Raw genomic sequence first — 25348 nt, 5'->3', positions numbered from 1 at the left:
TGGCCCCCGCCGCCCGGCCGCCGACGGCCCGTACGACAGGGACTCCGGCACACCGTAACGGCTGATGGACGATTTGTGGACGAGTTGTGCGGGATCTTCCGGCGCGGCGCGTGGGCGGCGTCACGGTCACCGGGCGGACCGCGCTGTGGACGCCGAGGTCAACCGCCGTACACTCCCGGAGTGACCGTCACCGCAACTTCCGTGGACGAGTCGGACCGGCTGGAACCGCAGTCCGCGCCCGCCTCCCGCTGGGCCGTCCGGCTCCGCCGTCTTGTCCCGGCCGCAGCCGCGGCGCTCTCCGGAGTGCTGCTCTACGTCAGTTTCCCGCCCCGCACCCTGTGGTGGCTGGCCCTGCCCGCCTTCGCCGTCTTCGGCTGGGTGCTGCGCGGCCGTGGCTGGAAGGCGGCCTTCGGTCTCGGTTACCTCTTCGGCCTGGGCTTTCTGCTGCCGCTGCTGGTGTGGACCGGCGTCGAGGTGGGTGCCGGGCCCTGGCTCGCCCTGGTGGCGATCGAGGCGATCTTCGTCGCGCTGGTGGGCGTGGGCATCGCCGCCGTCTCCAAGCTGCCCGGTGCGCCGGTGTGGGCGGCCGCGGTGTGGATCGCCGGAGAAGCGGCACGCGCGCGTGCGCCGTTCCACGGCTTCCCCTGGGGCAAGATCGCGTTCGGGCAGGCCGACGGTGTCTTCCTGCCGCTCGCCGCGGTGGGCGGTACGCCCGTCCTGGGCTTCGGCGTCGTCCTGTGCGGCTTCGGCCTGTACGAAATCGTGCGGCTGGTCGTCGAGCGGCGGGGCACCGGTGCCGTACGGCGGCCCGCCGCGGCCGTGGCCCTGCTGAGCGTGGCCGTGCCGGTGGTCGGGGCACTCGCGGCCCGGACGCTGGTGAGCGACAAGGCCGAGGACGGCACCGTGACCGTCGCCGCCATCCAGGGCAACGTGCCGCGCGCGGGCCTGGAGTTCAACGCCCAGCGGCGGGCCGTGCTCGACTACCACGCGCGCGAGACCGAGCGGCTGGCCGCCGAGGTGAAGGCCGGCAAGGTCGACAGGCCCGACATCGTGCTGTGGCCGGAGAACTCCTCGGACGTCGACCCCTTCGCCGACGCGACCGCGGCCGTCGTCATCGAACAGGCGGCCAAGGCCATCGACGCACCGATCTCCGTGGGCGGCGTCGTCGAGCGGGACGGCAAGCTCTACAACGAGCAGATCCTGTGGGACCCGGTCAAGGGACCCACCGACACCTACGACAAGCGGCAGATCCAGCCGTTCGGCGAGTACCTTCCGCTGCGGGGGCTCGTCGGAGCGATCAACAAGAACTGGACCTCCATGGTCCGCCAGGACTTCAGCCGGGGCAGCAAGCCGGGCGTCTTCCAGATGGCCAACGCCAAGGTCGGCCTGGTCACCTGCTACGAGGCCGCGTTCGACTGGGCCGTGCGCTCCGAGGTGACCGACGGCGCGCAGCTGATCTCCGTGCCCAGCAACAACGCGACCTTCGACCGCAGCGAGATGACCTACCAGCAGCTCGCGATGTCCCGGGTGCGCGCCGTGGAGCACAGCCGGACCGTCACGGTGCCGGTGACCAGCGGCGTCAGCGCGATCATCATGCCGGACGGGCGGATCACCCAGAGGACCGGCATGTTCGTGGCCGACTCGCTGGTGCAGAAGGTGCCGCTGAGGTCGACGCAGACCCCGGCGACCCGGCTCGGCATCCTGCCGGAGATGGCTCTGGTGCTGGTCGCCGCGGGCGGGCTCGGCTGGGCCGTCGGCGCCGGAGTGCGCACGCGTCGCGCCGAAGGCGCGTAGGCGCACGTAGGCCGTACGTCCCGGAAAGATCACTTGAGCCATGAAGGCGGCCCGTTAGGGTCGAGGCATGGCTACTCCTGACTTCATCCGCACCCTGCGGCGTTCCATCGGCCACGACCACCTCTGGCTCCCCGGCGTCAGCGCCGTCGTCTTCGACGACGAGGGCAGAGTGCTGCTCAACCGCCGCTCGGACAATGGCAAGTGGTCGCTGCTCGGCGGCATCCCGGAACCAGGGGAGCAGCCCGCGGCCTGCGCGGTGCGGGAGGTCGAGGAGGAGACGGGTGTGCACTGCGTCGTCGAGCGGGTCGTCGTGGTCCAGGCGCTCAGGCCCGTGACGTACGACAACGGCGACATCTGCCAGTACATGGACATCGCGTTCCGCTGCCGGGCGGTCGGCGGCGAGGCCCGGGTGAACGACGACGAGTCTCTCGAGGTGGGCTGGTTCGCGGTGGACGCCCTGCCGGAGCTGAACGAGTTCGGGATGTTGCGGATCAAGCAAGCGCTGATGGACGCACCCACATGGTTCGACCCCACGAGTTCCAAGTGAAGTATGGGCCCTAACCACATGTGGTCAGGGTCGGGCGCTGCCTAGGGTCGGAACATGACCAGCAGCAGCGCCCACCAGGGCCCCCACGCCCCCGCACTCGACCTCGGCGGCCGCACCGCCCTCGTCACCGGCGCCGCCGGGGGCATCGGCCGTGCCTGCGCGCTGCGGCTCGCGGCAGCCGGGGCCAAGGTGAGAGCGGTCGACCGGGACGCGGCCGGCCTGGACACGCTCGCCGAGCGGGCCACGGGGCTGGCGGGCACCGTCGAACCGTACGTCCTCGACCTCACCGACCTGGACGCCGCCGAGCACGCCGCGGCGGGCACCGACGTCCTCGTCAACAACGCCGGCATCCAACTGGTACGCCCCATCGAGGAGTTCCCGCCCGAGGTGTTCCACACGGTGCTCACCGTGATGCTGGAGGCACCGTTCCGTCTGATCCGCGGCGCCCTGCCGCACATGTACGGACAGGGGTGGGGGCGGATCGTCAACGTCTCCTCGGTGCACGGCCTGCGCGCCTCGGCCTACAAGGCGGCCTATGTGGCCGCCAAACACGGTCTGGAGGGTCTGTCCAAGACGGCCGCCCTCGAAGGCGCCCCCCACGGCGTGACCTCGAACTGTGTGAACCCCGCCTATGTGCGCACCCCACTGGTCGAGCGGCAGATCACCGACCAGGCCCGGGCGCACGGCATCCCCGAGGAGCGGGTGGTGTCCGAGGTGCTGCTCCAGGACAGCGCGCTCAAGCGGCTCATCGAGCCGGAGGAGGTCGCCGAGGCCGTGGCCTACCTGTGCGGCCCGCACGCCTCCTTCGTCACCGGTACGTCACTCGTCCTCGACGGCGGCTGGACCGCGCACTGAACGGCACCGGACAGGAGTTTTCCACAGGCCTGACGGGGTGAGCGTGCGATGAGCAATCCTGGGGGCATGTCCAGCGATCACCCGCAGTCCGTCGTGCGCCCCGCCGGCAGCGCCGAGGCACCCTTCCTCGAACTGCTGGCCAGGGGCGCGTCCGCCGACGCCTACGAACAGCCCGTGCTGATCGCCCGCGCCGAGGGAAGGCCGGCCGAGCGGATCGCCGCGCTGGAAGAGGCCAAGGCGGTCGCCCTGCGCGTGCGCTCCGAGCTGGAGGGCCGGCGCCGGCGGGAGGCCGAGCTGTCCGCCCTGTTCGAGACCGCCCACGACCTGGCCGGGCTCCGGGACCTGGACGCGGTGCTGCGGGCCATCGTGCAGCGCGCCCGCTCCCTGCTCGGCACCGATGTGGCCTATCTCAGCCTGCACGACCCGGTGCGGGGCGACACCTACATGCGGGTCACCGAGGGCTCGGTCGCGGCCCGCTTCCAGCAGCTGCGGCTCGGGATGGGCGAGGGGCTCGGCGGACTGGTCGCCCAGACCGCCCGCCCCTACGTCACCGACGACTACTTCAAGGACGACCGCTTCCAGCACACCCTCACCATCGACTCGGGTGTCCGGGACGAGGGCCTGGTCGCCATCCTCGGCGTACCGCTGACGCTGGGGCACCACGTCATCGGCGTGCTGTTCGCGGCGGACCGGCGTGCCCGGGTCTTCGAGCGGGAGCAGATCGCGCTCCTCGGGTCGTTCGCCGCGCTGGCCGCGGCCGCCATCGACACCGCGAACCTGCTCACGGAGACCCGCTCGGCCCTGACCGAACTGGAGCGGGCCAACGAGATCATCCGGGACCACAGCGGTGTGATCGAGCGCGCCTCAGAGGTCCACGACCGGCTCGCCGAACTGGTGCTGCGCGGTGGCGGGGTGCACGACGTGGCGGCGGCCGTCTCGGAGATCCTCGACGGCACGGTCGAGTTCACCGAGATCGCGCCCACCGAGGCTTTGGAGGCATCCCGGGCCGAGGGCCACGCCGTACGGCACGGGGACGACTGGATCGCCGCGGTCGCCGCCGGCGGCGAACTCCTCGGCGCCCTCGTACTGCGCGGCCACCCCGGGCTCGACCCGGTGGACCAGCGCACCCTGGAGCGCGCCGCGATGGTCACCTCGCTGCTCCTGCTGGCCAGACGTTCCGCCGCCGAGGCCGAACAGAGAGTGCGCGGCGAGCTCCTGGACGACCTGCTCGACGCCCGGGACCGCGACCCCCGTCTGCTGCGCGAGCGGGCCACCCGGCTGGACGCCGACCTCGACGCCACCCACGTCGTGCTGGCCGCCCGTCTCGACGGCCCGGCGCCCGACGCCGACCAGGAGGCGGCCGCCCGCAGACGACTGTGGTCCGCGGCCTCCCACCTCGCCGCCACCCGGCACGGTCTGGCCGCCGCCCGCGACGGCGGCACCGTCCTGCTGCTGCCCCTCACCGACGGGGACACGGCCACCGAGCTGGCCCGCCGCACCGCCGGACACCTCGGCACGGCCGTCCACGAGGCGGTGACCGTCGGCGCCTCCGCCCCGGTCCGCGACCTCGTGGCCCACCTGGACGCCGTGGCCGCCGCCTACGAGGAGGGCCGCCGCTGCCTCGACGCGCTGCGCCTTCTGGGCCGCTCGGGGGACGGCGCGGCCGCCGAGGACTTCGGCTTCCTCGGGCTTCTGCTGGCCGGTGACCGGGACATCGCGGGCTTCGTCGAGCGGACCATCGGCCAGGTGGTCGCCTATGACGAGCGGCGGGGCACCGACCTCCTGCGCACCCTGGACGCCTACTTCGCTTGCGGGATGAGCCCGGCCCGCACCAAGGACGAGCTGCACGTCCACGTGAACACCGTCGCCCAGCGCCTGGAGCGCGTGGGCCGTCTGCTCGGCGAGGACTGGCAGAGCCCTTCCCGAGCGTTGGAGATCCAGCTCGCGCTGCGGCTGTACCGCTTGTCGGCGCCGCCACGGCACTGACCCCCGCACGCCGGGCGTGCGGGGGCCGGTCGGGCTCGGGGAGCCGGGCTCAGACGGTCCGGGCGTCCGCCGCGGGGGACTTGGCCGCCAGTTCGGGCTCGGCGTCCGGCTCGACGTCGGCCAGGTCCCGGTGGCGGGTCTCCTTGGCGACACCGACGGCGACGACCGTCAACACGGCCGCGGCGATGACGTAGAGGGCGATCGGGGTGGAGCTGCCGTAGTCGGAGAGGAGCGCGGTGGCGATGAGCGGGGCCGGGGCACCTGCCGCGACGGAGGCGAACTGGGCCCCGATGGAGGCACCGGAGTACCGCATCCGGGTCGCGAACATCTCGGAGAAGAAGGCCGCCTGGGGCGCGTACATGGCGCCGTGCAGGACGAGTCCGACGGTCACCGCGAGGACCAGGTTGCCGAAGCCGCCGGTGTCGACGAGCGAGAAGAACGGGAACATCCACAGCCCGACGCCGACCGCGCCGAGCAGGTACACGGGGCGCCGGCCGACGCGGTCCGACAGAGCGCCCCAGGCGGGGATCACCGCGAAGTGCACGGCCGAGGCGATCAGCACCGAGTTGAGGGCCGTCTGCTTGGACACGCCGGCGGACGTGGTGGCGTAGACGAGGATGAACGCGGTGATGACGTAGTAGCTGATGTTCTCCGCCATGCGCGCGCCCATCGCGATCAGCACGTCGCGCCAGTGGTGGCGCAGCACGGACACGAGCGGCAGTTTCTCGGCCACGCCGTCCCGCGCCGCCTTGCGGGCCTCCGCCTGGGCCAACGCCTCCTTGAACACGGGGGATTCATCGACGGACAGCCGGATCCACAGGCCGACGATGACCAGGACGCCGGAAAGCAGGAAGGGAATCCGCCAGCCCCAGCTCCCGAACGCCGTGTCCGACAGAACGGCGGTCAGCAGCGACAGCACACCCGTGGCGAGGAGTTGCCCGGCCGGAGCGCCGGTCTGCGGCCACGAGGCCCAGAAGCCGCGCCGCCGGGCGTCGCCGTGCTCGGAGACGAGCAGGACGGCTCCGCCCCACTCTCCGCCGAGCGCGAAGCCCTGGACCAGGCGCAGAACGGTCAGCAGCACGGGAGCGGCCGCTCCGACGGTCGCGTGCGTCGGCAGCAGTCCGATCGCAAAAGTCGCCCCGCCCATCAGCAGCAGGCTCAGGACCAGCAGCTTCTTACGTCCGAGCCGGTCCCCGTAGTGCCCGAACACCAGGGCGCCGAGCGGACGGGCGGCGAATCCGACGGCGTACGTCAGGAAGGACAGCAGGGTGCCGACGAGCGGGTCGGAGTCGGGAAAGAACAGCTTGTTGAAGACCAGGGCGGCCGCGGAGCCGTAGAGGAAGAAGTCGTACCACTCGATGGTGGTGCCGATGAGGCTGGCGGCGACGATGCGCTTGAGGCTGGCGGGGGCTGATGGAGCGGCTGCGGGCGACGACATCGGCACCACTTCCTGGGGTGGGGACGTTTGCGTGTCGCCACACCGTAGGAATCCGCACGTCAGGCGCACATGTGGCGCGGCAACATAGTTCGAGGGTTCACTATGCGTGCGGCCACCATGCCGGCTTGTGGAAAGGCGGTTCAGGGGATCGATGGTGTCGAAACGAGTGTCGCCCGGGACGCGTAGTCCGACCTTGTTCAGTGCACCGGGATGATGTCGGGGGCGTCGAGCCGTACCGCGTCGGCGGTCTGGTCGTCCGGCTGCTGCTGGGCCTCGCGTTCGGCGGCCACCCGCTTCAGGTAGTGGTTGACCTCACGGTCCCGGTGCGCTTGGTCCCATCCCAGGTGAGGCGCCATCAGTTCCGCGACGGTCTGCGCCGCGTCCACGCCACGGTCCCAGGACTCGATGGAGATCCGAGTACGTCGGGCGAGCACGTCCTCCAGGTGGCGGGCACCCTCATGGGTCACCGCGTATACGGCCTCGACCCGCAGGTAGTCGTCGGAGCTCGGCAACGGTTCGCCGAGCGAGGAGTCGGCTGCGACCATGGCGAGCAGCTCGTGCACCAGGGAGCCGTAGCGGTTCAACAGGTGTTCGATACGGGCGACATGCAGCCCGGAGCGCTCGGCGAGGATGTGACGGGAGTTCCAGAGGGCCGGGTAGCCGTCGGCGCCGAGCAGCGGAACGCGTTGCGTGACGCAGTCGGGCACTTTCTCGTCCAGGCCGCGGGCCGCCTCGTCGACTGCGTCCTTGGCCATCACGCGATAGGTCGTGTACTTGCCGCCGGCCACCACGACGAGACCGGGTACCGGGTGTGCGACCAGGTGCTCCCGTGACAGTTTGCTGGTTTCCGCCGCCTCGCCGGACAGGAGGGGACGCAGACCGGCGTAGACGCCTTCGACATCCTCCGGAACCAACGGCGTGGTCAGGACGCTGTTGACGTGTTCCAGCAGGTAGGTGACGTCCTTGGAACTGAGGGCGGGATGGGCCTTGTCGAGTGTCCAGTCGGTGTCGGTGGTCCCGATGATCCAGTGTCGTCCCCAGGGGATGACGAACAGCACGCTCTTCTCGGTGCGGAGGATAAGCCCGGTGCGGGAGTTGATCCGGTCGCGGGGGACCAGCAGGTGTACGCCCTTGGAGGCGCGGACGTGGAACTGGCCGCGCGTGCCGGCGAGGGCCTGGGTGTCGTCGGTCCACACGCCGGTCGCGTTGATGACCTGCTTCGCTCGCACCTCTGTCTCGTCGCCGGTCTCCAGATCCGTGACAGCGGCTCCCACCACCCGCTCGCCCTGCCGCAGGAAGCGGCTGACACGGGTGCGGTTGGCGGCCAGCGCTCCGTAGGCGACGGCCGTGCGGGCGAGGAACATGGTGTGCCGGGCGTCGTCGACCTGGGCGTCCCAGTACTGGATCGCGCCGACCACGGCGTCGGAGCGCAGCGCGGGCGCCTCGTGCAGGGCCTGGCGCTTGAGCAGGTGGCGGTGGTGGGGCAGACCTCTGGAGGTGCCGGAGACTGCAGCCATGGTGTCGTACAGCAGCACGCCGGCGCCGACGTAAGGACGCTCCCGGATGCGGTGTTTCAGGGGGTAGAGGAACGGGACCGGACGCACCAGATGAGGGGCCAGGAACTGAAGCAGGAGTCCGCGTTCCTTCAGGGCTTCGGCGACGAGCCGGAAGTCCAGCATCTCCAGGTAGCGCAGGCCGCCGTGGATGAGCTTGCTGGAGCGGCTGGAAGTGCCCGAGGCCCAGTCCCGGGCTTCGACGAGGCCGACTCTCAGGCCCCGAGTGGCGGCGTCCAGGGCCGCGCCGGCGCCGACTACGCCGCCCCCGACGACGAGGACGTCAAGCTCGCCCTCTCCCAGTCGGACGAGCGCCTCCGCGCGTGCGCCGGGCGAGAGAGCCACCGGGTTCGCCATGGTCTCCTCCTCGTGCAGCGGGTGCGGGCGGCGCACGCGGCTCGGGCGGGCCCCTTCGGTCGCTCCCGGCCGGAAGCTATTCGACCTTGGCCCAGTCGAGCGTGCGCTCCACCGCCTTCTTCCAGCCCGCGTATCCTTCCGCGCGCTGTTCCTCGGACCACTGGGGTTCCCAGCGCTTGGACTCCTGCCAGTGGGTGCGCAGTTCGTCGGTGTCCTGCCAGAAACCAGTGGCCAGACCGGCTGCGTAGGCGGCGCCGAGCGCGGTGGTCTCGGCGACGACCGGGCGGCTGACCGGGACGCCGAGGACATCGGCCTGGATCTGCATGCACAGGTCGTTGGCCGTCACGCCGCCGTCGACCTTGAGCACGTCGAGGTGGACGCCGGAGTCCTGCTCCATGGCCTCCACCACGTCGCGGCTCTGGTAGCAGATCGCTTCCAGGGTGGCCCGCGCCAGGTGGCCGTTGTCGTTGTACCGGGCGAGGCCGACGATCGCGCCGCGGGCGTCGGAACGCCAGTACGGGGCGAACAGGCCGGAGAAGGCAGGGACGAAGTAGACCCCGCCGTTGTCCTCGACGGTGAGCGCCAGGCGTTCGCTCTCGGCGGCATCGCTGATGATCTTCAGCTGGTCGCGCAGCCATTGCACCGCGGAGCCCGTGACGGCGATGGAGCCTTCGAGTGCGTAGATCGCCGGGCTGTCGCCGAACTGGTACGCCACGGTGGTCAGGAGGCCGTTCTGGGACCGCACCAGTTCCGTGCCGGTGTTGAGGACCAGGAAGTTGCCGGTGCCATACGTGTTCTTGGCTTCGCCGGGCGCATAGCAGACCTGCCCGACGGTGGCTGCCTGCTGGTCGCCGAGCACACCGGCGATGGGTATGGCCGCACGCAGCGGCCGGGACGTACGGGTCTGTCCGAACGCCTCCCGGTGCGAGGACGGGTTGATGGTCGGCAGCATCGCCCGGGGAACGCCGAAGAAGCCCAGCAGCTCGTCGTCCCAGTCGAGGGTCTCCAGGTCCATCAGCATGGTCCGGCTGGCGTTGGTCACGTCGGTGGCGTGGACGCCACCGTCGGGGCCGCCGGTGAGGTTCCACAGCACCCAGGCATCGGTGTTGCCGAAGAGGGCATGGCCCTGCTCGGCCGCCTCGCGGACGCCGTCGACGTTCTCCAGGATCCACTGGATCTTGCCGCCGGAGAAGTACGTGGCCGGCGGCAGCCCTGCCTTGCGGCGGATGACGTTGCCCTGGCCCGAGCGGTCCAGCGCTGCCGCGATGGAGTCGGTACGGGTGTCCTGCCAGACGATGGCGTTGTAGTAGGGGCGGCCGTTGCGCGGGTCCCAGACGACGGTCGTCTCCCGCTGGTTGGTGATACCGATGGCCGCCAGGTCCTCCGGTGAGAGGTTTCCGTGCCGGAGCGCGTTCTGGATCACCGAGTTGGTGCGCTCCCAGATCTCCACCGGGTCGTGTTCGACCCACCCCGAGCGCGGGAGGATCTGTGAGTGCTCCAGCTGGTGCCTCGCCACCTCGTTGCCGGCATGGTCGAAGATCATGAAACGGGTGCTGGTGGTCCCTTGGTCCACCGCGCCGACGAAGTCCGCCATGGGATGCCGCCTCTCCTTGGGCTCTCCCGGGGCAGCCGGATCCCGGCAACCCCGGGAACCGGTCAGTTCTCGTCGGGGGCCGGGATCCGTCCGGGGGGCTCCGGCTCAGCGGTCGGCAGGAACCGGCCGATGAAGAACTTGTACAGGCCCGCTCCCAGCAGACCTCCGATCACCGGACCGGCGATCGGCACCCAGAAGTAGAGGTTCCCGTACTGATCTCGCCACGCTCCGCCGTACCCGGTGAAGAAGCTGGCCAGCCGGGGACCGAAGTCGCGTGCCGGGTTGATCGCGTACCCCGCGTTGGTGCCCCAGGCCATACCGATGGCCACGACGATCAGACCGACGATGAACGGTGCCAGGTTGGCTCCGGGGGGCGTGTTGAGCAGGTCCGTGACCGCCAGGATCAGCAGCAGCAGGATCGCGGTGCCGATGACCTGGTCGCGGAATGCGCCCCATTCGTGGACCGGCAGGTTCGGGTTGCCGTTCGCGGGCAGCGTGGAGAAGACGCCCTGCGTCTTGATCGTGTGGGTGGGATCGGCCTTCGCCAGCGCCTCGGTGTAGTTCCACCGGACGATCAGGGCTGCCACGAAAGCGCCGGCTGTCTGGGCCAGCGCGTAGGGGGCCACTTTGCTCCACGGGAAGCCCTTGAACGCCGCCAGCGACAGGGTCACCGCGGGATTGAGGTGCGCACCGCTCAGCCTCGCCGCGACGTACACACCGAGGGTGACGCCGAGACCCCAGGCCCAGGCGATGCTGTCGTGGTTTCCCAGGCCGCCCGGCGGAGTCGTGAGGGCCCCGCCGGCGACTACCTGAGCCACCACGCCACAACCGAAGAGGATGAGGATCATGGTGCCGGCGAATTCCGCTGAAAGCTCGCCGACCAGTCCTGATCTCTTGAGTCGCTCAGCCATGGGTGCCCGCTTCCCGCCGGCCCCGAGGGCCGGCCGTCGACTGCCCCGAGTCCTCCAAGAACCATTGTAGGACCGGCCAGAGCCATACGCGTGCGGAGCGATACTGCCCCCTGCCGGCCATGGAGGAGACGGAGGTCCGCCCGCCGGCAGGACCCTGACCAGGCGGCAGGGGATGCCGGCGCCCGTGGTCAGGTCGACCTGGGGCCCGCAGCCCGGCGGCCGGCGCCTTCGAGCACACGTCGCCCCGCCGTGCGCGCGGGGCGGCTGCACGCCGGTACAAGCGTTCGGCGGGGCAGCCGACTTGGGCGCCGATGTGGTCGCGACGAACGCGGACGGGTTCCCCAGGAACTGCGGCGCTTCGGCGGCACCTGCTTCGCCGTCCACGAGTCCGACGTGGTGGTCGTCGTCACCACCAGCTCCGCCGCCGCACCCGCCGCGGAGTACGCCGCCACCTGCGGCATGGTCTGCGTCGACGGGGCGCCCTGGCCGCCTGGACCGTTGGCCGCACCCCTGCCCTGGCAGGCGGGCGGCAGCGAGCACGCATCGCGGATGTCCACGGCGTGACGGCACACTGTTTATGGAGGCGCGCGATCGCGAATGCGCCCGCCTGTCACCGGCCATGCCTGAGCTCCGTGAGGACACTGGGCAGAGGCTAGGCCGCCGGTTCCACCCGGGAGGTCCCATGAAGATGCTGATCAACAGTCCGGAGACCGTGGTCGCTGATGCCCTCTGGGGGATGGCTGCCGCCCACCCGGAGCTGGACGTGGATGTGGAGCGGCGGGTGGTCGTACGGCGGGACGCGCGGGAGGGCGGCCGGGTCGGGCTGGTGTCCGGCGGCGGTTCCGGGCACGAGCCGCTGCACGCCGGGTTCGTCGGGTACGGGATGCTGTCGGCCGCGTGTCCGGGGGAGGTGTTCACCTCGCCCGTCCCGGAGCAGATGCTGCGCGCGGCGAGCGCCGTCGAGGCCGGGCAAGGCGTGCTGTTCGTCGTCAAGAACTACACCGGGGACGTGCTGAACTTCCAGATGGCCGCCGAGCTCGCCGAGGAGGACGGCGTCCGGGTCGAGCGGGTCCTGGTCAACGACGACGTCGCCGTCACCGACAGCCTGTACACGGCCGGGCGGCGGGGCACCGGGGCGACCCTGTTCGTGGAGAAGATCGCCGGGGCGGCCGCCGAGGAGGGCGCACCGCTGGAGCAGGTGGCCGCGATCGCCCGGCGCGTCAACGAGTTCTCGCGCAGTTTCGGCGTGGCGCTCAGCGCCTGCAGCACCCCCGCGAAACAAGGCCCGACCTTCGACCTGCCGGACGGGGAGATGGAGCTCGGGGTCGGGATCCACGGCGAGCCGGGCCGAGAGCGGCGCGCGATGATGCCTGCCCGGGAGATCGCGGAGGTCGCGGTGAGCGCCGTACTCGAGGAGCTGGGGGACGTGCCTCCGGCCGACGGGCCGGTACTGGCCCTGGTCAACGGGATGGGAGCGACGCCGCTGCTGGAGCTGTACGGGTTCCACGCCGAGGTGGCCCGGCTGCTGGAGGCCCGGGGCGTGCCGGTGGCGCGGGCGCTCGTGGGCAACTACGTCACGTCGCTGGACATGGCGGGCTGCTCGGTGACACTCTGCCGGGCCGACGAGGAGATGCTGCGGCTGTGGGACGCACCCGTGCAGACGGCGGCGCTGCGCTGGGGCCGCTGAGCCCGTGGTGGCGGTGGAAGCGACCCCGCTCACGCGGCGGGTTCACCGTCAAAATCCGTCTGAGTCTCCAGGACCACGCCGCTACCTGAAAGCCGCGGCATCCCGCACACCACCTCCGAGAATGCCGACAGCCAGGCCGCCCGCTTGCGCAAAGGCACACGCGGCGGACGGACGGCCAGCGGGGATGCGTAGGTGTCGGCACACCGTAGAAAAAGCGGTCGGAACGAGTGCCGTCCCGGGACGCGTAGTTCGGGGTGATTTGACGGTGCGGGGCTGGCTCCCGTGCTGAACTTGGTGCTGACCGCGCTCCGTTGCACTCGGACATCTGGGGCTGATCGACTCAGAGCCGTTGCGTAGGAGGTGACCGGTCTCAGAGACCGAGCCCGAGCTCGCTGCTGAGTCTGTGCGGGCAGGGGCAGTGCGCTACGTCTGAACCACGCGGTGCGCGTTCGTCCCAGCACATTTCGCGTCGGTGGGCGGTTCGTGGACCGTGCCCGCCGGAGCGCGGCCGACTGCCGGGCGGGCGGTGATGAGGGGGGAGCGGGCGCCGCGGTGGTTGCGCTGCCAGTGCTCGACCTGCTCCGCCATCTCCTGCGCGGCGAGGCGCCCTTGGTCGCCATAACCGTGGACGACGAACTCGTACAGGTCCTTGCCGTCTTTGTCATGATGCGCTCGGTGGCCAGGGCGGCGGGTTCAGGACTCTGTCGTCGCCGTCGGAGCCGATGTCCAGGACACGGTGGCCAGGCCGCATGCCGAGCCCGCCGTGGCGTCAAGGCACCGGCACCACCCTGCTGCCCACCAGCCGGTCCGACACCCGTAACTCCACCGCAACCTGGGCGTCCCAGCCCCGACTTCGAACCGTTTGGTGGCCTCCAGCCGCACGGCCTCCCGCTTCACCCGGATGTCGTACCGCAGGGATCACGCCCCGTCGCCACAGCCCGGACATCGCTGATTCCTCCTGAGCAAGGAAGGCGACACGCCATGTGCACGGAAGGGATAGCGCCACACCTCCAAGCGGTAAACAGTTTCAGCCACAACAGGCCGACCACGGGACTTTGGCGATGCGAGAATGACGCCACCAGGGAACCGGGATCACTTCTCTGTCAGCGCCTGACCTGGCGTCATGTCCCTAAGTGCGGAGAGGCCAGAGAGTGACTGGCGCACAGTTCCAGCCATTGTGTTGTGGCTTAATGTGTCACTCCCGTTTCGCGGTACAGTTATCCTGTTGAAGATCGTAAGATGCGTCTGCGTCCGATTCGCCAAAGGCTTCAAGACGTATATTCTTTAACGGTCCATTAACGCAGTACGAAGAAAGCGCAACGGGCGGATTTAAAAAACCGGGGGGGATTTATGAGCGACCGCCACCGTCTTCCATGCTTCGGCGGCGAGTTCTAGGTAGCCGGCGGATTCAGCTTCCTCGGCGACCGCCTCTGCGATACCAGCCCCTTCCCTGCCGTGGCCCAGTCTCATTGCAGCCTCGGCGCGCAAGAGTTTTGTGCGCAGTCTGTCGTGGAAGGACAGCAGCCCAGAATTCTCCGCATCGGCCGCCTCAGCGCGTGCCTCGGCAGTGCGGCCTTCTGCCAAGTGCATACGCGCGGCAACGGCCTTGAGTTCGGCGTGATGAACCGGTTGCCCCACATAGGCAAGGGCATCGGAAGATTCTTTGAGCCACGTGTGCATCATGGGGGAGGTGGATTCTGAGCACCGTAGGTGAAGGGAAATCGCAGCCACACGCAATCGTGCCCAGCCGAGGAGATCGTCCCGGCTCGGCATGGTGGAAATGGCCAGGTCGATCAGTTCCTTCCCTTCTCGGAAGGCGCCCTGCCGCACTTTGACGCCGGAACAGCTCCAATACACCCGCGCTTTCATCGAGGGTGAAGCGTCTCTTGCTGCGTCAAGCACCTGTGGCACCTTCGTAATCGCTTGATGCAGCAAGCCGGCCTCGGTTTCGGCTGCCATCACCGCGAGAAAACACTGGATCCTTAGCGTATTTATAACCGGAGAAATGTGATTTACGATGGAAAGGGCCTCCTCGGCTGCGGCAAGTGCCTCTCCAATGTCGCCGAGGGCGCGTGCGGAATCCGATAGGTCGACCAGAAGTCTTGCAAGCAGAGATGGTGCATCCCATTTCCTGGTCAGCGCCACCATTTGGTGCAGATCGGTGCGTCGCCCCTGTCCGTCCTGCAGTTCCGTATGGGCGCGAGACCTGGCCCACAGCATCTGCCAGGCCCATCCCTCGGGAAGCCGTGCCGACAGATCTGCACCGTATGGGTGCAACGCGTCGATGACGGCTGGAAAGTCCTTATCTGCGAGCAGGGTAGAGATCTCCGCTGCTGTTACGTTCCAGGAATTTTCAGATGTATCGACGGAAAGAAGTTCTTCTATGGTGACACCAAGTTTTGCTGCCACATATCGGACTGTCTCCACGGATGGAATGCGAGAGCCGCTCTCAATCCTTGAAACATAACTCGTGGAGACCGGACCTCCCGCTAGATCCGCCTGTGTCAGCCCATTCTCAAGGCGAAGAGTCCTCAGCTTTTTTCCGAAAGCCGGCTGTCTAATCTCCATTGAACATCCTTCGACCCGCTAGGAGATCCGCGTGACCCGCACTACGCGCCGCCCAATCGCTACACCCGCCGTGGCGATGAGGAGGCCCTGCAACAGTCAAGCTGCAGAAGAGGCCCAACGGCCCTCCTTACCTTGCACGACGACGGACATCGAGTGGCCTTAGCGATCCTGCTGCGTCATGCCGGGACTCTGATCCTGACATGGGGGATCAGAGTCCCGGCGCTGCTCGAGCTGTCCTCGGTGATTAGGGGTGCGGCGGGACGGGTGTTGCGTCTCTAAGTGTCAAGTGGAGACATAGTACGTGGCAAACGGATGTCAAATCTATGACACCGGCAGTCAAGCTCGCAGATTTTACACAGGGAGCGTTTTCGGCGTGGCCGCCGATTGGGCGACGCCGACGGGGTGCGCACGCATGAGGCTCCCGTGCCGTTGGGGGAGGTGTTCGAAGTCTCAACCCACAGGCACAGGAGCCGCGTTGGTTCCGTATTCTGCCGCACTCGACCTGCCGCATGCGCTCGTGGAGTGAGTCTCAATGACCGTGTCAAGCCGGTCGGGAGGCTGGAGGGGGGGTGAACAGTCTCTTGTCGCGGAGCATGGCCCACAGCACGTCGACTCGGCGGCGGGCAAGAGCGAGCAGTGCTTGGGTGTGGATCAGCCCTTCAGCGCGCTTCTTGAGGTGGTAGTCCCGGGAGGGAGCGTGCACCGGGCCTGCCCAAGCTGCTGCGCGAGACCGATCCCGACCGCGTTCTCCTTGACGGCACTCGTGCGGAGCGCGCCCGGATCGGCGACGGCCGGGCCGACTACTCCGCCAAGCACCGCCGACATGGCGTACGTGCAGCTCGTGACCGACCCTTGTGGCCGGTTGCTGTGGATCTCGCCCGCATTGCCCGGCCGAGCGCACGACCTGAGTGCGGCCCCCATCACCGGATCATCCGAATCCGCGAACGCCAAGGCGTCCCTACGCTCAGGGACTGAATCCGTTACTCGGTTGCCCTTTATCGTAATGGATATTGCATTTGGCATGACATGCCCATCAGCAGTAGGGCCCTTGGTTGGCAAGCGACCCTGCCACCCGCAGGAAGATCCCGAGTAGCCGGTACAGATCAGGCATCTTCCCCTCAGCCTGGACCGTCCTGGTGTCTCGCATGGTCACGCCCGGGATGCCGAGCAAATGAGCTGCCACGGCGGCTGACTGCCAGCGAACCGCCAACGTGCAGACATCCGCCGGGGCGGACGGCTGACGCGGTGCGGCCGACAGTTCCGCGAGCAGATTGTGTGCTGCCGCCTGGATCGAGGCTCGGGCTTCGATGACCGGCCGCAGTTCAGCGGCAAACCGATCCCGCGCCAACTTGACAGGGACGGTTGTCACGCTGCTGTCCCATGCGGCCATCTCCTCGCATGCGGCGTCGTCTCCCGACAGCAGTCCGACTGGCACGCGCAAGGCGGCCGCCGCCGCATGCAGCAGCCCAATCTCGCCGACAGGCTGACCATTCAGCCACATGTCCTCGATCTCGTGCCCCATGAAGCTGCGGCTCATGACGCCCGGCGAGCCGGCTCGTGCATGGAAGCCAATGCAGAGCACGACGGCGAAATCGCTGTCGAGCCCCTCGATCATGCTCATCGGCTTGGATCGCCCCTTGATGAGGCGACCCCTTGGGTGCAACCGGTCCGGAAGCATGTTACGCATGGGCCCGTGTGCGTCGTTCACCAAGACGTCCGTCGCACCGCCGGACAAGGCTCCGGAAATGGCGGCATTGACATCTTCGGTCATCATGACACGGCCGTGTTCGTAATCCCTCCCGGGTGGCTGAACATCCGCCGCGTCAACCAGACCGGAAATTCCCTCCATGTCTGCACTGATGTAAACCTTCATGTGCAAATTCCCTCGCACAGTTCATGACGAGCGGATGTCGCGCTGGACTTGGCGTCGTGCTATCGTCCTGTCCTTCCGCTGGCATGTCCGCCGAATCATGCCAGCTTGTGTGCGAAAATGGGGACATGCAGCAAATTACAGCCCAAGAAATTTCGATCCGGCATGCGGTGCCGTACTACTCGCAATGGGAATCGGCAGACCTGGTGCCCGACCTTTTAGCAGGCAAGGTGAAGGCTGAGGCCGATCCGCTCTGGCAGCGTTCAGGAGCCACCAGCGAAGACGAATATGCCTTTTGGTCGTGGCGCATATGCGGAATGGCCTGCCTGCGCATGGCGCTGGACTATTGGAACTTGCCATCGGCCGGCCTGGTGACCCTGGCCCGGGAGTTTCTGGATGCTGGCGCATATGTGCGTCGTGAGAACGGTCTGGACGGTCTTATCTACGTGCCGTTCGCCCAACACGCAGCCCAGCGCTGGGGGATCAAAGCACAGGTCCGGACAGACCTGACGGCCGACGAGCTCCCGGGGCTCCTCAGCGACGGGAAGCTGGTGATGCTGTCCGTGCACCCGTTGATCCGGGACCCGGAGGCCCTGCCGCCTAGCCGCGGCGGGCATCTGGTTCTCGCTGTCGGGTGTGCGCCCGGCCACTTGCAGATCCACAACCCCTCGGGCCTGCCTGGGATTTCCCAACGCTTCGCCGAGGTGCCATGGCCCGTGCTGTCGCAGTCTTTCGCTCAACGAGGCGTAGTCCTCGAGCGATAGGTCAGCAGAGGCGGCCGGGCATGGGCTAACCGAGAATGCAGTTCTTCCACACCTCGTCGTCGATGTTCCCGCCCGAGACGACACAGAGCGCCCTCCTGCGGGGGTCAGGGTTCTGCAAGGCCGCCGCGAAGGCTGCTGCTCCTGCTCCCTCGGCCCGGATCCCCGCCTCCGCCCAGAGGATGCGCATCGCTCGATGCAGCTCCTCATCGCCGACGGTGCGGACGTTCAGGCCGTAGTCGCGGCACGCTTGAAACGAACGGGCTCCGATTCGTCGCACCAGCAGGCCCTCCGGCAGGCCGCGAGCCGACTCGAGTTGCACTCTTCGGCGGGCCTGCAGCGACAACTGCATTGCCGGGGCGGCCTCATATTCCACTCCGACGATCTCAGTGGCCTCATTGCCCCACTCGGCGATGCCGGCCGCGACCAAACCACCACCTCCGACGGGCACGAAAGCAGTGTCGGGCAGGCCTGCCTCCTCGCGTACCTCGCGGTACAGGCTCCGATGTCCCTCGATGATGTCAGGGTCGTCGAAGCTGTGTACGAAAACAGCGGACCGTGCGGACGCGTACCTGCGCGCCAGAACCTCGCAGTCGTCGTAGCCGCCATCCACCAACTCGATGTCAGCGCCAGCACCTGTGATCTTGCGCCGCTTGGCCAATGGCGTCGTTCGGGGCACGAAGACACGAAGCGACAGCCCGCGAGCCGATGCCGCGTGGGCCAAGCCGGATGCGTGGTTCCCGGTGGATGCTGTGACCAGGGCGCTCTCCGACGGTAACTGCTCTACTTTATGAGCGTTGCCTCGGTACTTGAACGCGCCTGATATCTGCTGTGACTCATCCTTGATCAGGATGCTGCGCCATCCGTGTGGCTGCATCCTGACGATGCGAGTGCGGGTGGGCTCGATTGTTTCCTTCTGCTGCGTGGCCATTGCCGTCCTTCACGGTGACAGGGTGTGGGGCCCACCCGGGGGAATGGGCGGACTCAGTGACTGATCTCGTATTCCTTGATTTTGTTCCGTGAAGGACGGCCGTCGTAGTCCCCAACCGAGGCCAAGACGAGATCGGCGATAGTACGACCGGATGCGGCGAGCGCCCGCGGGAAGATACTGCCGGACATCAAGCCGGGAAGGGTGTTGACCTCCAGGAAGTAGATCTCGGCGTCTCTGACGATGTAGTCAAAGCGAGCGAACGTGGCAACATCGGTCGCCTCAAAGAGTGAGTGCGACAACTCACGGATGGCTGTGACTGTTGCATCCTCATCGCACAGCTCGATGCGCGCACGCCCCTTGACGTGTTTTTCCTCGTGGCCGAAAAACCCCTGCGAAACAATCTCGGCGACGGGAAGATCGACGAACTTTCCCTCTTCCCGATAGACACTGCAGGAGTACTCGCGCCCGCGAATGAACTCCTGCACAAGGATCTGGGTGTCATACGGCGCAACTGCGTTGACTGCTGCTGCCAGGGATTCTTCGGTCGGGGCGTGCAGACACGTTGTGAGCAACGATGCGCCCATCCGGTTCGGCTTCACCACCACGGGGCCCGCACCGATCTTGCTCAGGATGCGCTGTGCATCGAACGCGTTCCCCTGCACCAGCACAGAACGCGGGGTATGCAGAGCGGGGAGCAAGGCCGTCGCCAGGCTGGCTTGGAGATACTTGTTCATACCCACGGCCGAGGCCAGCGTGGGGCCGAAGTTCCCGCGAACTTCGAAGACCTCCGCCAAGCCTTGCCATCCCCCGTCCTCGCCCTCATTGCCGTGCAGGAGAGAGAAGACGAACGAGCCGCTCTCTCGCAGACGTTCGACAGCTGAGCCCAGCGGAAGCGTGCTGCCTTTGAGGAGTCCGGCCTCATCCTCGGGCCACGGCCCGTTTTTGAAAACGTGAACGACGCCCGAACGGCTGATGTAGAACACCGAGTCGATTGTGACACGGTCCGATTCTTTCAGTAGTTCGTGAAGTACGTGATGATATCCGTGCAGAGATGCATCGTGTTCGGTACTCCGACCGCCGACTAAGAGTGTGACACCTGTGGACACCAATGCCCCCTCATTCTAGAAAGCGACTAAACCGCTTGGTGTATTGGGCTGATGCTGTCTGGCGCGTAGGCCATGCCTGTGCGCCTCGTGCTCTTGACGCTACGGAAGGTTGACTACCGAGTCAATAGAGAGTCACAGATGTGACTGAACTTGCGATTGGTCGGCCGGTCCTGCCGCGCATCACCTCGCGGGGGCCTCGGATCTCTCTATCTGTGGTGGTATATGCACCTTATGCTGGCATTTGCAGCCGACATCGAAGTCATAAAGATGACTCACAGCTTGACTCCTTGTGCAGTCTGTGACTAGCTTGGTCGGCCGGCGCACTCGAACCGTGCAGGAGAGTGCCCCGATGAGGTTCTGGCCTCTCAATTGCCCACTACTGACCATGAGCGTTCCTTGCGATCCCTTGCTAAGGAGTAATCGAATGCCAGGCGAAACGAAACTTCCAAGGCTGGTGTTCCTCGATGGTCCGGGGCCACCACCACCGAGGTGGTATATGCCAAGCCTCACTGCGAGGTATGACGTACACGTTCTCTGGGCCCCCACAGGTGACCGAGAAAAGGACGAGGCGCACGCGCGGGCTATCAGCCAGTTTTGCGAGCATTCACCTCTGCTGGGCGGCAGCGATCCCCTGGGGTCGATCATAGAATTCTGCCGTGAATGGCAGCCTGAAGGAATCCTCGGGTTCAGTGAGCTGGTTGTATCAGAGACTCATGCCGCGGCGCTCGCGTTGGGACTTCCTGCGAACTCGCCCTCATCGCTCCCTGCTCTCAGAAGCAAAGAGGAGCAGCGTATTGCGCTCGCGAAGGCGGGAGCTCCCATACCCCGCTTCTCCGCTGTGCGCTGCCTGAGTGAACTGGTTGGCGCAGTGGCAGAGGTTGGGTTGCCGGCCATACTCAAGCCCTCCGTCGGGGTCAGCAGTGTGGCGACGTATCAGATCACGCCGGGCATCGATCTCGCAGAATTGTGGGAGGACGCGACCAGGCGGTACAAGACGGATCCCCGCGGCAACGGATCGGCGGACTTCGTTCTGGAAGAAATGCTGATAGGCCAGCAGTGGCACGATGATCCGCGCCTGGCCCACTACGTGAGCGTCGAGTCTTTGGTACAGAACGGCTCGATCAATCACCTAGTAGTTACGGATAAGTTCCCGCTCTCGGAGTCCTTCCGGGAAAACGGAAACCTGATGCCGTCAACACTGCCCGAGCAACGAGTCGATGCGATACTCGGGTGTGCTACAGAAGCAATTGATGCCATCGGGATCACAAATTCGATGGTCCACACGGAAATAATGCTCACCGCTGACGGCCCTCGCATCATTGAGGTCAACAGCAGACTTGGTGGCGCTGTCATTGAGATGCTTCATCTCTGTTTCGACTACGACATTGTCGCTGCGATGGCTGCAGTCGCGACAGGACGTGAGGTTGCGCCACTGGGGCCTCGTTTGCGCAGTTCGGGGCAGTACATTCCGCAATCCCCGGCGAGGGACGTGACGGTCTCGAAGGCGCCAACGGTTGATGAACTCCTGGCTCTTGACGGAGTCGTGGAGGCCGAAGTCTTCTGTAAGGTCGGAGAATCTCCAGAATGGCAGCGCGGGACGTCTGCCGGCCGTTTGGCGCGAGTTATAGCAGCGTCCGAATCAGTCGACCGTCTCCTCGATTTGTCCGATATTTTGAAATCGGACGAAGTTTTTTCATATCTGCCAGTGCTGGAAGAAGCCCGTTGATCATCGGGTTGGACGCCGGCTGAATGCAGTGCGGGTACGAGCGCTCGCATCATGGCGCCGCTCGCCATGGCAACCGGGTCCGGCTTGCACGCGACTTACGGCCGCTGATGCCAGCCGTCGATCGCCAGGAGATCATTACCGTGGCTGAATCAGACTGGACATGAAGGACTGAGTCAATGGAACCGCGCCGAATCCTCGTCCTCGGGGGCACCAGCCGACTCCTCATGAAGGCTGAGGGGCTTGGGCTCCGCATAGTAAACATCAGGGCCACTGACGATCTGACTGAGCGAGCATCCAAGATTTGCCAGGATGTAAGAATCGTCGATTTCGGCGACTTGGCTGGGATAGTTCAGATGGTTCGGGAGATGCATTCCGAATCACCTTTCTCGAATATTGTCTGCCATGCCGAAGCATTGCAGATGATCGCCGGTCATCTCACGTCAGAACTTGGATTGCCGGGTAATTCATTCGAGATCGCAGAGATCTTCAACGACAAGTTCGCCACCCGAAGCCTGCTGCGTAAGCATGGTCTCAGCCACGCCGCGTCGGAGATGGTGACCTGCGCGGATGACCTCACGAGGTTCGTAAGCAACCACGGACCTACCATCATCAAGCCTCGAGGGGGGAGTGGCAGCTGGGGGGTCCGGCTGGTGCGTGCTCCTGCGGAAGCCGAGGCGGCGTGGCGCTGGGTTGCCGATGCCGGCCTGACCGAGATGCTGGCTGAGGTGTTTCTCGTCGGGACCGAGATATCCGTCGAGTTTTTCTCTATCGATGGACGGCACATCCCGCTCGCTGCCACGACGAAAGAGCTCAGTGATGAGTTCATCGAGATCGGGCACGCAGTGCCCGCACCCGTTCCCCCCAATGAGCTGGAAGCTTGTCACCGACTCGTGAAGGGCCTGCTGGACCTTGTGGGTCTCAAGTGGGGGCCGTCGCACACCGAGATCATTCTGACGTCGTCGGGACCGGAGGTCGTGGAGTCACATTGCCGCCGGGCCGGTGGCCACATCAACGAGTTGGTCAGGCTGGCTCATGGCATCGACATGGAGCAGTTGGTCTTCGAGCTCGCAGCCGGACGGGGCGTTTCTCTCAGCAGTCCGCCCGTGGCCCAGAGGTCAGCGGCAATCAGGTTCCTCACGGCCCAGGCGGGCACTATCGCCGGCGTCACTGGTGTCGAACAGGTGGCGGCCCGCAACGATGTATCGGAGGTGGAGGTACCTGCTCCGGGCCAGCGGTCGTTCGGGCTGAGGTGGGGTGGTGACTATGTCGGCCATGTCATCACGCTCGGCGGTACACCGGCTGGGGCGGTGGATCTGGCTCGTGAGCTGGCTGCGCAGATCGATATCACGATCCTCCCGTCCACTGATGATGCGCCGGACAGCGCGGTACAGGCCATCCCCGGAGATGCTCTCGACGCATTTGTGGCCGCGAGTGCCAGAATTCCCGCGGCGCATGCGAAACATCCCTCCGAGTCAACCGGCAAGTCGGCGGCGAGGTGAGCGGGGTGTTTCACTGTGCAGTTGAGTACGAGCAGCGCGAGGGTCACGCGACGGGCGACGTCACCAGCTCATGGTGCTTCTTGGGAGCATCGGCGTGACGAACAGTGCGACGTCGATCAATGAATCTCAAGTGACGGTCGAATCAAAAGGCCGAGTCAAAGCTCTGTCGCGAAACTTGCTACCCCCCACGCGGCAGGCGAGACCGCTAGCTCTCAGCACTGCCTTGCACACGATGGGCACTGGCCTCGTCGTGACGCTGAGCTCGATCTATTTCACCCGTATCGTCGGTTTGTCGGTTTCGCAGGTCGGTGCTGGGCTTGCCGTCGCGGCGCTCATTGGTCTCACTGCGGGAATCCCGCTCGGCAGACTGTCCGACCGACTGGGTTCCCGTGGACTGCTCATCGCGCTGCTCGCGTGTCAGGCGGCTGCAGTTCTGCTGTACACCCAAGCCGAGTCATATTCCGCTTTCGTTGTTGCCGCCAGCCTTCTCGCGTTCGCGATACAGGGCGATTCAGCTGTGCGCATGACGCTGATTGCACACCTGATTCCGGCAAATGAACGTATAGTGACTCGCGCGTATCTCCGATCCGTGACCAACCTGGGGTTCGCAGTGGGTACCGCACTGGCGAGCATCGCCCTAGCCTCCGACCGCCAGGCGACTTATGAAACTCTGCTCGTCGTCGGCAGTGGCTGTTTCCTCTGCGGAGCTGTCGCGGTAATGCGCGTACCCCCAGTACCTCCTGTGGCTGACGCACATAAAGTCAGCCGGTGGGCTGCGTTGGCGGACCGCTCGTACGTGACCGTCGTCCTGATCAACTCATTGCTCCAGTTGCACTATGCCATTCTGGAGGTCGGAATCCCTCTGTGGGTGTCCGAATACACCGATGCGCCGCGCGGGCTCGTTGCCGTACTTTTCTTGCTCAATACGTTGGTGATCCTTGTTCTGCAAGTCCCCGTCGGCCGTCGCTTCGGGCCGCTGCGCCATGCGGGCCGCTGCGTTTCCCTGGCTGGTGTTCTCCTGGCCTCAGCATGCTTGTTGCTCGGGCTGTCGGGGCCTGTGACAGGATGGCTCACCATTGGTATCCTGTTGGTGGCCGGCACTGCGCACGCGCTCGGTGAAATCTTGCATGCAACAGGATCCTGGGCAGCTAGCTTTGAACTCGCGCCAGAGGATGCCCAGGGGCAATATCAGGGCCTATTTGCCACTGGGATTGGAGTGAGTCAGGTACTCGGTCCGTTTCTGGTCACCGTATTGATTCTGCCACATGGGGCCATCGGGTGGTTTATTTCTGCCGCATTTCTCCTGGGTGCGGGTTTCTTGATGGCGGCAGCCATTCGGCGAGGTGCCATACGCATGACAACGGCTACTGCGCCTGCCTCGGTTGGCCTAGCCGCTGACAGGCATTAAGGCGGAGACAGTAGTTTGATTCTCGTAACGGCACGTTCGGTCTGCGACCGGAGGAACAGGCGTGATTCGCCTGGGTGTTGGCGCGCGTTCGGTGGCCGAGGGGGCGCGGCGCGCGAGATCTCCCACCGCTGGCGGAAAGGTGCGGCCCGCTGTCGCCGTCGCGGCCTCGCAGGTGGGGCTGCCGCGGCGGCCGGTCTCCCGTTCTTGCGGCCCTGTGCCGGGCATCCACGGCGAGCCGCGCGGAGCGGATCCCCGAGCGGTGGTGGCACGCCCCCGCAAGGCGGTACGGAGCGTGCCGCCCCCTCTGCGCTGCCGCCGGCCGGCGACGGCAGCGGGTGCGTCCCGCGGGTCAGTTCCGCGAGTTGCCGAACAGCAGGCGGTAGCCGATCAGCAGCACCAGGGAGCCGCCGATCGCGGCGCCCCAGGTGTAGAGGTCGAAGAAGTGGCTCTCCACCGGGCGGTCCAAGAGGCGCGCGGAGAGCCATCCACCGACGAACGCTCCCGCGACCCCGATGAGGGTGGTGCCGATCAGGCCGCCAGGGTCGCGGCCGGGCAGCAGGATCTTGGCGATGGCTCCGGCGAGCAGACCCAGAATGATCCAGCCGATGATGCCCACGGTGTAGTCCTCCAGTCGGGCCTCACCAGGCGGAGTGCGCCCGGTCCACGACCCTTCGGTTGCCTGATTGCGCAAGCTTATGGAGTGAGGCCAGGGAGGAGCAGGGCTGACAGGTCGCTGATGACAAGTCGTCGATGTTCT

19 protein-coding genes and 1 pseudogene are annotated in these 25348 nt (G+C 66.6%); 11 read left to right on the top strand and 9 right to left on the bottom strand.

What is annotated here, in order from left to right; genetic code table 11:
* Nucleotides 1-180: 180 nt before the first annotated feature.
* From lnt to H293_RS0112275, 4 genes are all read left to right on the top strand, one after another.
* Nucleotides 181-1794 (top strand): apolipoprotein N-acyltransferase, encoded by a 1614-nt coding sequence (gene lnt, locus H293_RS0112290; protein ID WP_028807776.1) that lies wholly within the window; start codon nt 181-183, stop codon nt 1792-1794.
* Nucleotides 1795-1861: 67 nt separating this feature from the next.
* On the top strand, nt 1862-2341 hold the full coding sequence (locus H293_RS0112285) for an NUDIX hydrolase (protein WP_020118180.1): 480 nt from the start codon (nt 1862-1864) through the stop codon (nt 2339-2341).
* Nucleotides 2342-2395: 54 nt separating this feature from the next.
* Nucleotides 2396-3196 carry a 3-hydroxybutyrate dehydrogenase gene (locus tag H293_RS0112280; RefSeq protein WP_020118179.1) on the top strand — a complete coding sequence of 267 codons (801 nt, stop codon included), beginning with the start codon at nt 2396-2398 and terminating at the stop codon, nt 3194-3196.
* A 66-nt stretch (nt 3197-3262) separates the two neighbouring features.
* Nucleotides 3263-5182 (top strand): helix-turn-helix domain-containing protein, encoded by a 1920-nt coding sequence (locus tag H293_RS0112275; RefSeq protein WP_020118178.1) that lies wholly within the window; start codon nt 3263-3265, stop codon nt 5180-5182.
* Nucleotides 5183-5231: 49 nt separating this feature from the next.
* On the opposite strand, the gene H293_RS0112270 is transcribed toward H293_RS0112275, so the two are convergent.
* The 4 genes from H293_RS0112270 to H293_RS0112255 all read right to left on the bottom strand — a co-directional run bounded on the left by H293_RS0112270 (nt 5232) and on the right by H293_RS0112255 (nt 11035).
* Nucleotides 5232-6620 carry an MFS transporter gene (locus tag H293_RS0112270; RefSeq protein WP_020118177.1) on the bottom strand — a complete coding sequence of 463 codons (1389 nt, stop codon included), beginning with the start codon at nt 6618-6620 and terminating at the stop codon, nt 5232-5234.
* A 197-nt stretch (nt 6621-6817) separates the two neighbouring features.
* Entirely contained in the window at nt 6818-8530 is a 1713-nt protein-coding gene (locus H293_RS0112265) for a glycerol-3-phosphate dehydrogenase/oxidase (RefSeq protein ID WP_028807775.1), read from the bottom strand.
* A 76-nt stretch (nt 8531-8606) separates the two neighbouring features.
* On the bottom strand, nt 8607-10124 hold the full coding sequence (glpK, locus tag H293_RS0112260; protein WP_020118175.1) for a glycerol kinase GlpK: 1518 nt from the start codon (nt 10122-10124) through the stop codon (nt 8607-8609).
* Nucleotides 10125-10186: 62 nt separating this feature from the next.
* On the bottom strand, nt 10187-11035 hold the full coding sequence (locus tag H293_RS0112255) for an MIP/aquaporin family protein (protein WP_020118174.1): 849 nt from the start codon (nt 11033-11035) through the stop codon (nt 10187-10189).
* A 393-nt stretch (nt 11036-11428) separates the two neighbouring features.
* Here H293_RS0112255 and H293_RS61625 point away from each other — a divergent pair, with 393 nt between their 5' ends.
* Together H293_RS61625 and dhaK are read left to right on the top strand one after the other, a co-directional pair.
* On the top strand, nt 11429-11599 hold the full coding sequence (locus H293_RS61625; protein WP_020118173.1) for a hypothetical protein: 171 nt from the start codon (nt 11429-11431) through the stop codon (nt 11597-11599).
* A 118-nt stretch (nt 11600-11717) separates the two neighbouring features.
* Complete coding sequence (gene dhaK / locus H293_RS0112245; RefSeq protein ID WP_020118172.1) at nt 11718-12722, top strand: dihydroxyacetone kinase subunit DhaK; 1005 nt, start codon at nt 11718-11720, stop codon at nt 12720-12722.
* A gap of 1329 nt (nt 12723-14051) precedes the next feature.
* Here dhaK and H293_RS54735 read toward each other — a convergent pair.
* Nucleotides 14052-15290 (bottom strand): helix-turn-helix domain-containing protein, encoded by a 1239-nt coding sequence (locus tag H293_RS54735; protein ID WP_078612565.1) that lies wholly within the window; start codon nt 15288-15290, stop codon nt 14052-14054.
* Between the two features lie 685 nt (nt 15291-15975).
* Between H293_RS54735 and H293_RS61620 the strand changes: the two are divergent.
* Nucleotides 15976-16262, top strand: a pseudogene (locus tag H293_RS61620) (transposase family protein); the annotation flags it as partial.
* Nucleotides 16263-16323: 61 nt separating this feature from the next.
* Here H293_RS61620 and H293_RS0112235 read toward each other — a convergent pair.
* Nucleotides 16324-17163, bottom strand: a complete 840-nt coding sequence (locus tag H293_RS0112235) for a M55 family metallopeptidase (protein ID WP_020118170.1) — start codon at nt 17161-17163, stop codon at nt 16324-16326.
* Between the two features lie 125 nt (nt 17164-17288).
* On the opposite strand from H293_RS0112235, the gene H293_RS0112230 reads away from it, so the two are divergent.
* Nucleotides 17289-17924 carry a C39 family peptidase gene (locus H293_RS0112230; RefSeq protein WP_033415361.1) on the top strand — a complete coding sequence of 212 codons (636 nt, stop codon included), beginning with the start codon at nt 17289-17291 and terminating at the stop codon, nt 17922-17924.
* Between the two features lie 25 nt (nt 17925-17949).
* Here the strand turns inward: H293_RS0112230 and H293_RS0112225 are convergent, their stop codons facing one another.
* Complete coding sequence (locus H293_RS0112225) at nt 17950-18852, bottom strand: threonine ammonia-lyase (RefSeq protein WP_020118168.1); 903 nt, start codon at nt 18850-18852, stop codon at nt 17950-17952.
* A 53-nt stretch (nt 18853-18905) separates the two neighbouring features.
* Entirely contained in the window at nt 18906-19958 is a 1053-nt protein-coding gene (locus tag H293_RS0112220) for a D-alanine--D-alanine ligase family protein (RefSeq protein ID WP_158694412.1), read from the bottom strand.
* A gap of 424 nt (nt 19959-20382) precedes the next feature.
* On the opposite strand from H293_RS0112220, the gene H293_RS54715 reads away from it, so the two are divergent.
* The 3 genes from H293_RS54715 (at nt 20383) to H293_RS54710 (ending at nt 24591) form a co-directional block, all read left to right on the top strand.
* Nucleotides 20383-21684, top strand: coding sequence for an ATP-grasp domain-containing protein (locus H293_RS54715; RefSeq protein WP_158694411.1), 1302 nt, complete (start codon nt 20383-20385; stop codon nt 21682-21684).
* Between the two features lie 353 nt (nt 21685-22037).
* Nucleotides 22038-23183 carry an ATP-grasp domain-containing protein gene (locus tag H293_RS49390; protein ID WP_220450790.1) on the top strand — a complete coding sequence of 382 codons (1146 nt, stop codon included), beginning with the start codon at nt 22038-22040 and terminating at the stop codon, nt 23181-23183.
* Between the two features lie 70 nt (nt 23184-23253).
* The gene (locus H293_RS54710; protein WP_078612561.1) at nt 23254-24591 is read left to right on the top strand and encodes an MFS transporter; all 1338 of its coding nucleotides are present in this window, start codon (nt 23254-23256) and stop codon (nt 24589-24591) included.
* Between the two features lie 349 nt (nt 24592-24940).
* Here the strand turns inward: H293_RS54710 and H293_RS0112205 are convergent, their stop codons facing one another.
* Nucleotides 24941-25207: a GlsB/YeaQ/YmgE family stress response membrane protein gene (locus H293_RS0112205; RefSeq protein WP_020118164.1), complete on the bottom strand. Its 267-nt coding sequence runs from the start codon at nt 25205-25207 to the stop codon at nt 24941-24943.
* Nucleotides 25208-25348: the final 141 nt, after the last annotated feature.

This window comes from Streptomyces canus 299MFChir4.1, assembly GCF_000383615.1.
In the GTDB taxonomy this organism is placed as follows: domain Bacteria; phylum Actinomycetota; class Actinomycetes; order Streptomycetales; family Streptomycetaceae; genus Streptomyces; species Streptomyces canus_C.
This window is presented reverse-complemented; position numbering and strand designations above follow the sequence as displayed.

What these genes read in the sequence shown, in the direction of transcription:
- H293_RS0112285 (WP_020118180.1), top strand. Translation starts at nt 1,862, where the DNA reads ATGGCTACTCCTGACTTCATCCGCACCCTGCGGCGTTCCATCGGCCAC.
- H293_RS0112280 (WP_020118179.1), top strand. Translation starts at nt 2,396, where the DNA reads ATGACCAGCAGCAGCGCCCACCAGGGCCCCCACGCCCCCGCACTCGAC.
- H293_RS0112275 (WP_020118178.1), top strand. Translation starts at nt 3,263, where the DNA reads ATGTCCAGCGATCACCCGCAGTCCGTCGTGCGCCCCGCCGGCAGCGCC.
- H293_RS0112270 (WP_020118177.1), bottom strand. Translation starts at nt 6,620, where the DNA reads ATGTCGTCGCCCGCAGCCGCTCCATCAGCCCCCGCCAGCCTCAAGCGC.
- H293_RS0112265 (WP_028807775.1), bottom strand. Translation starts at nt 8,530, where the DNA reads ATGGCGAACCCGGTGGCTCTCTCGCCCGGCGCACGCGCGGAGGCGCTC.
- glpK (WP_020118175.1), bottom strand. Translation starts at nt 10,124, where the DNA reads ATGGCGGACTTCGTCGGCGCGGTGGACCAAGGGACCACCAGCACCCGT.
- H293_RS0112255 (WP_020118174.1), bottom strand. Translation starts at nt 11,035, where the DNA reads ATGGCTGAGCGACTCAAGAGATCAGGACTGGTCGGCGAGCTTTCAGCG.
- dhaK (WP_020118172.1), top strand. Translation starts at nt 11,718, where the DNA reads ATGAAGATGCTGATCAACAGTCCGGAGACCGTGGTCGCTGATGCCCTC.
- H293_RS54735 (WP_078612565.1), bottom strand. Translation starts at nt 15,290, where the DNA reads ATGGAGATTAGACAGCCGGCTTTCGGAAAAAAGCTGAGGACTCTTCGC.
- H293_RS0112235 (WP_020118170.1), bottom strand. Translation starts at nt 17,163, where the DNA reads ATGAAGGTTTACATCAGTGCAGACATGGAGGGAATTTCCGGTCTGGTT.
- H293_RS0112230 (WP_033415361.1), top strand. Translation starts at nt 17,289, where the DNA reads ATGCAGCAAATTACAGCCCAAGAAATTTCGATCCGGCATGCGGTGCCG.
- H293_RS0112225 (WP_020118168.1), bottom strand. Translation starts at nt 18,852, where the DNA reads ATGGCCACGCAGCAGAAGGAAACAATCGAGCCCACCCGCACTCGCATC.
- H293_RS54715 (WP_158694411.1), top strand. Translation starts at nt 20,383, where the DNA reads ATGCCAGGCGAAACGAAACTTCCAAGGCTGGTGTTCCTCGATGGTCCG.
- H293_RS49390 (WP_220450790.1), top strand. Translation starts at nt 22,038, where the DNA reads ATGGTTCGGGAGATGCATTCCGAATCACCTTTCTCGAATATTGTCTGC.
- H293_RS54710 (WP_078612561.1), top strand. Translation starts at nt 23,254, where the DNA reads ATGGTGCTTCTTGGGAGCATCGGCGTGACGAACAGTGCGACGTCGATC.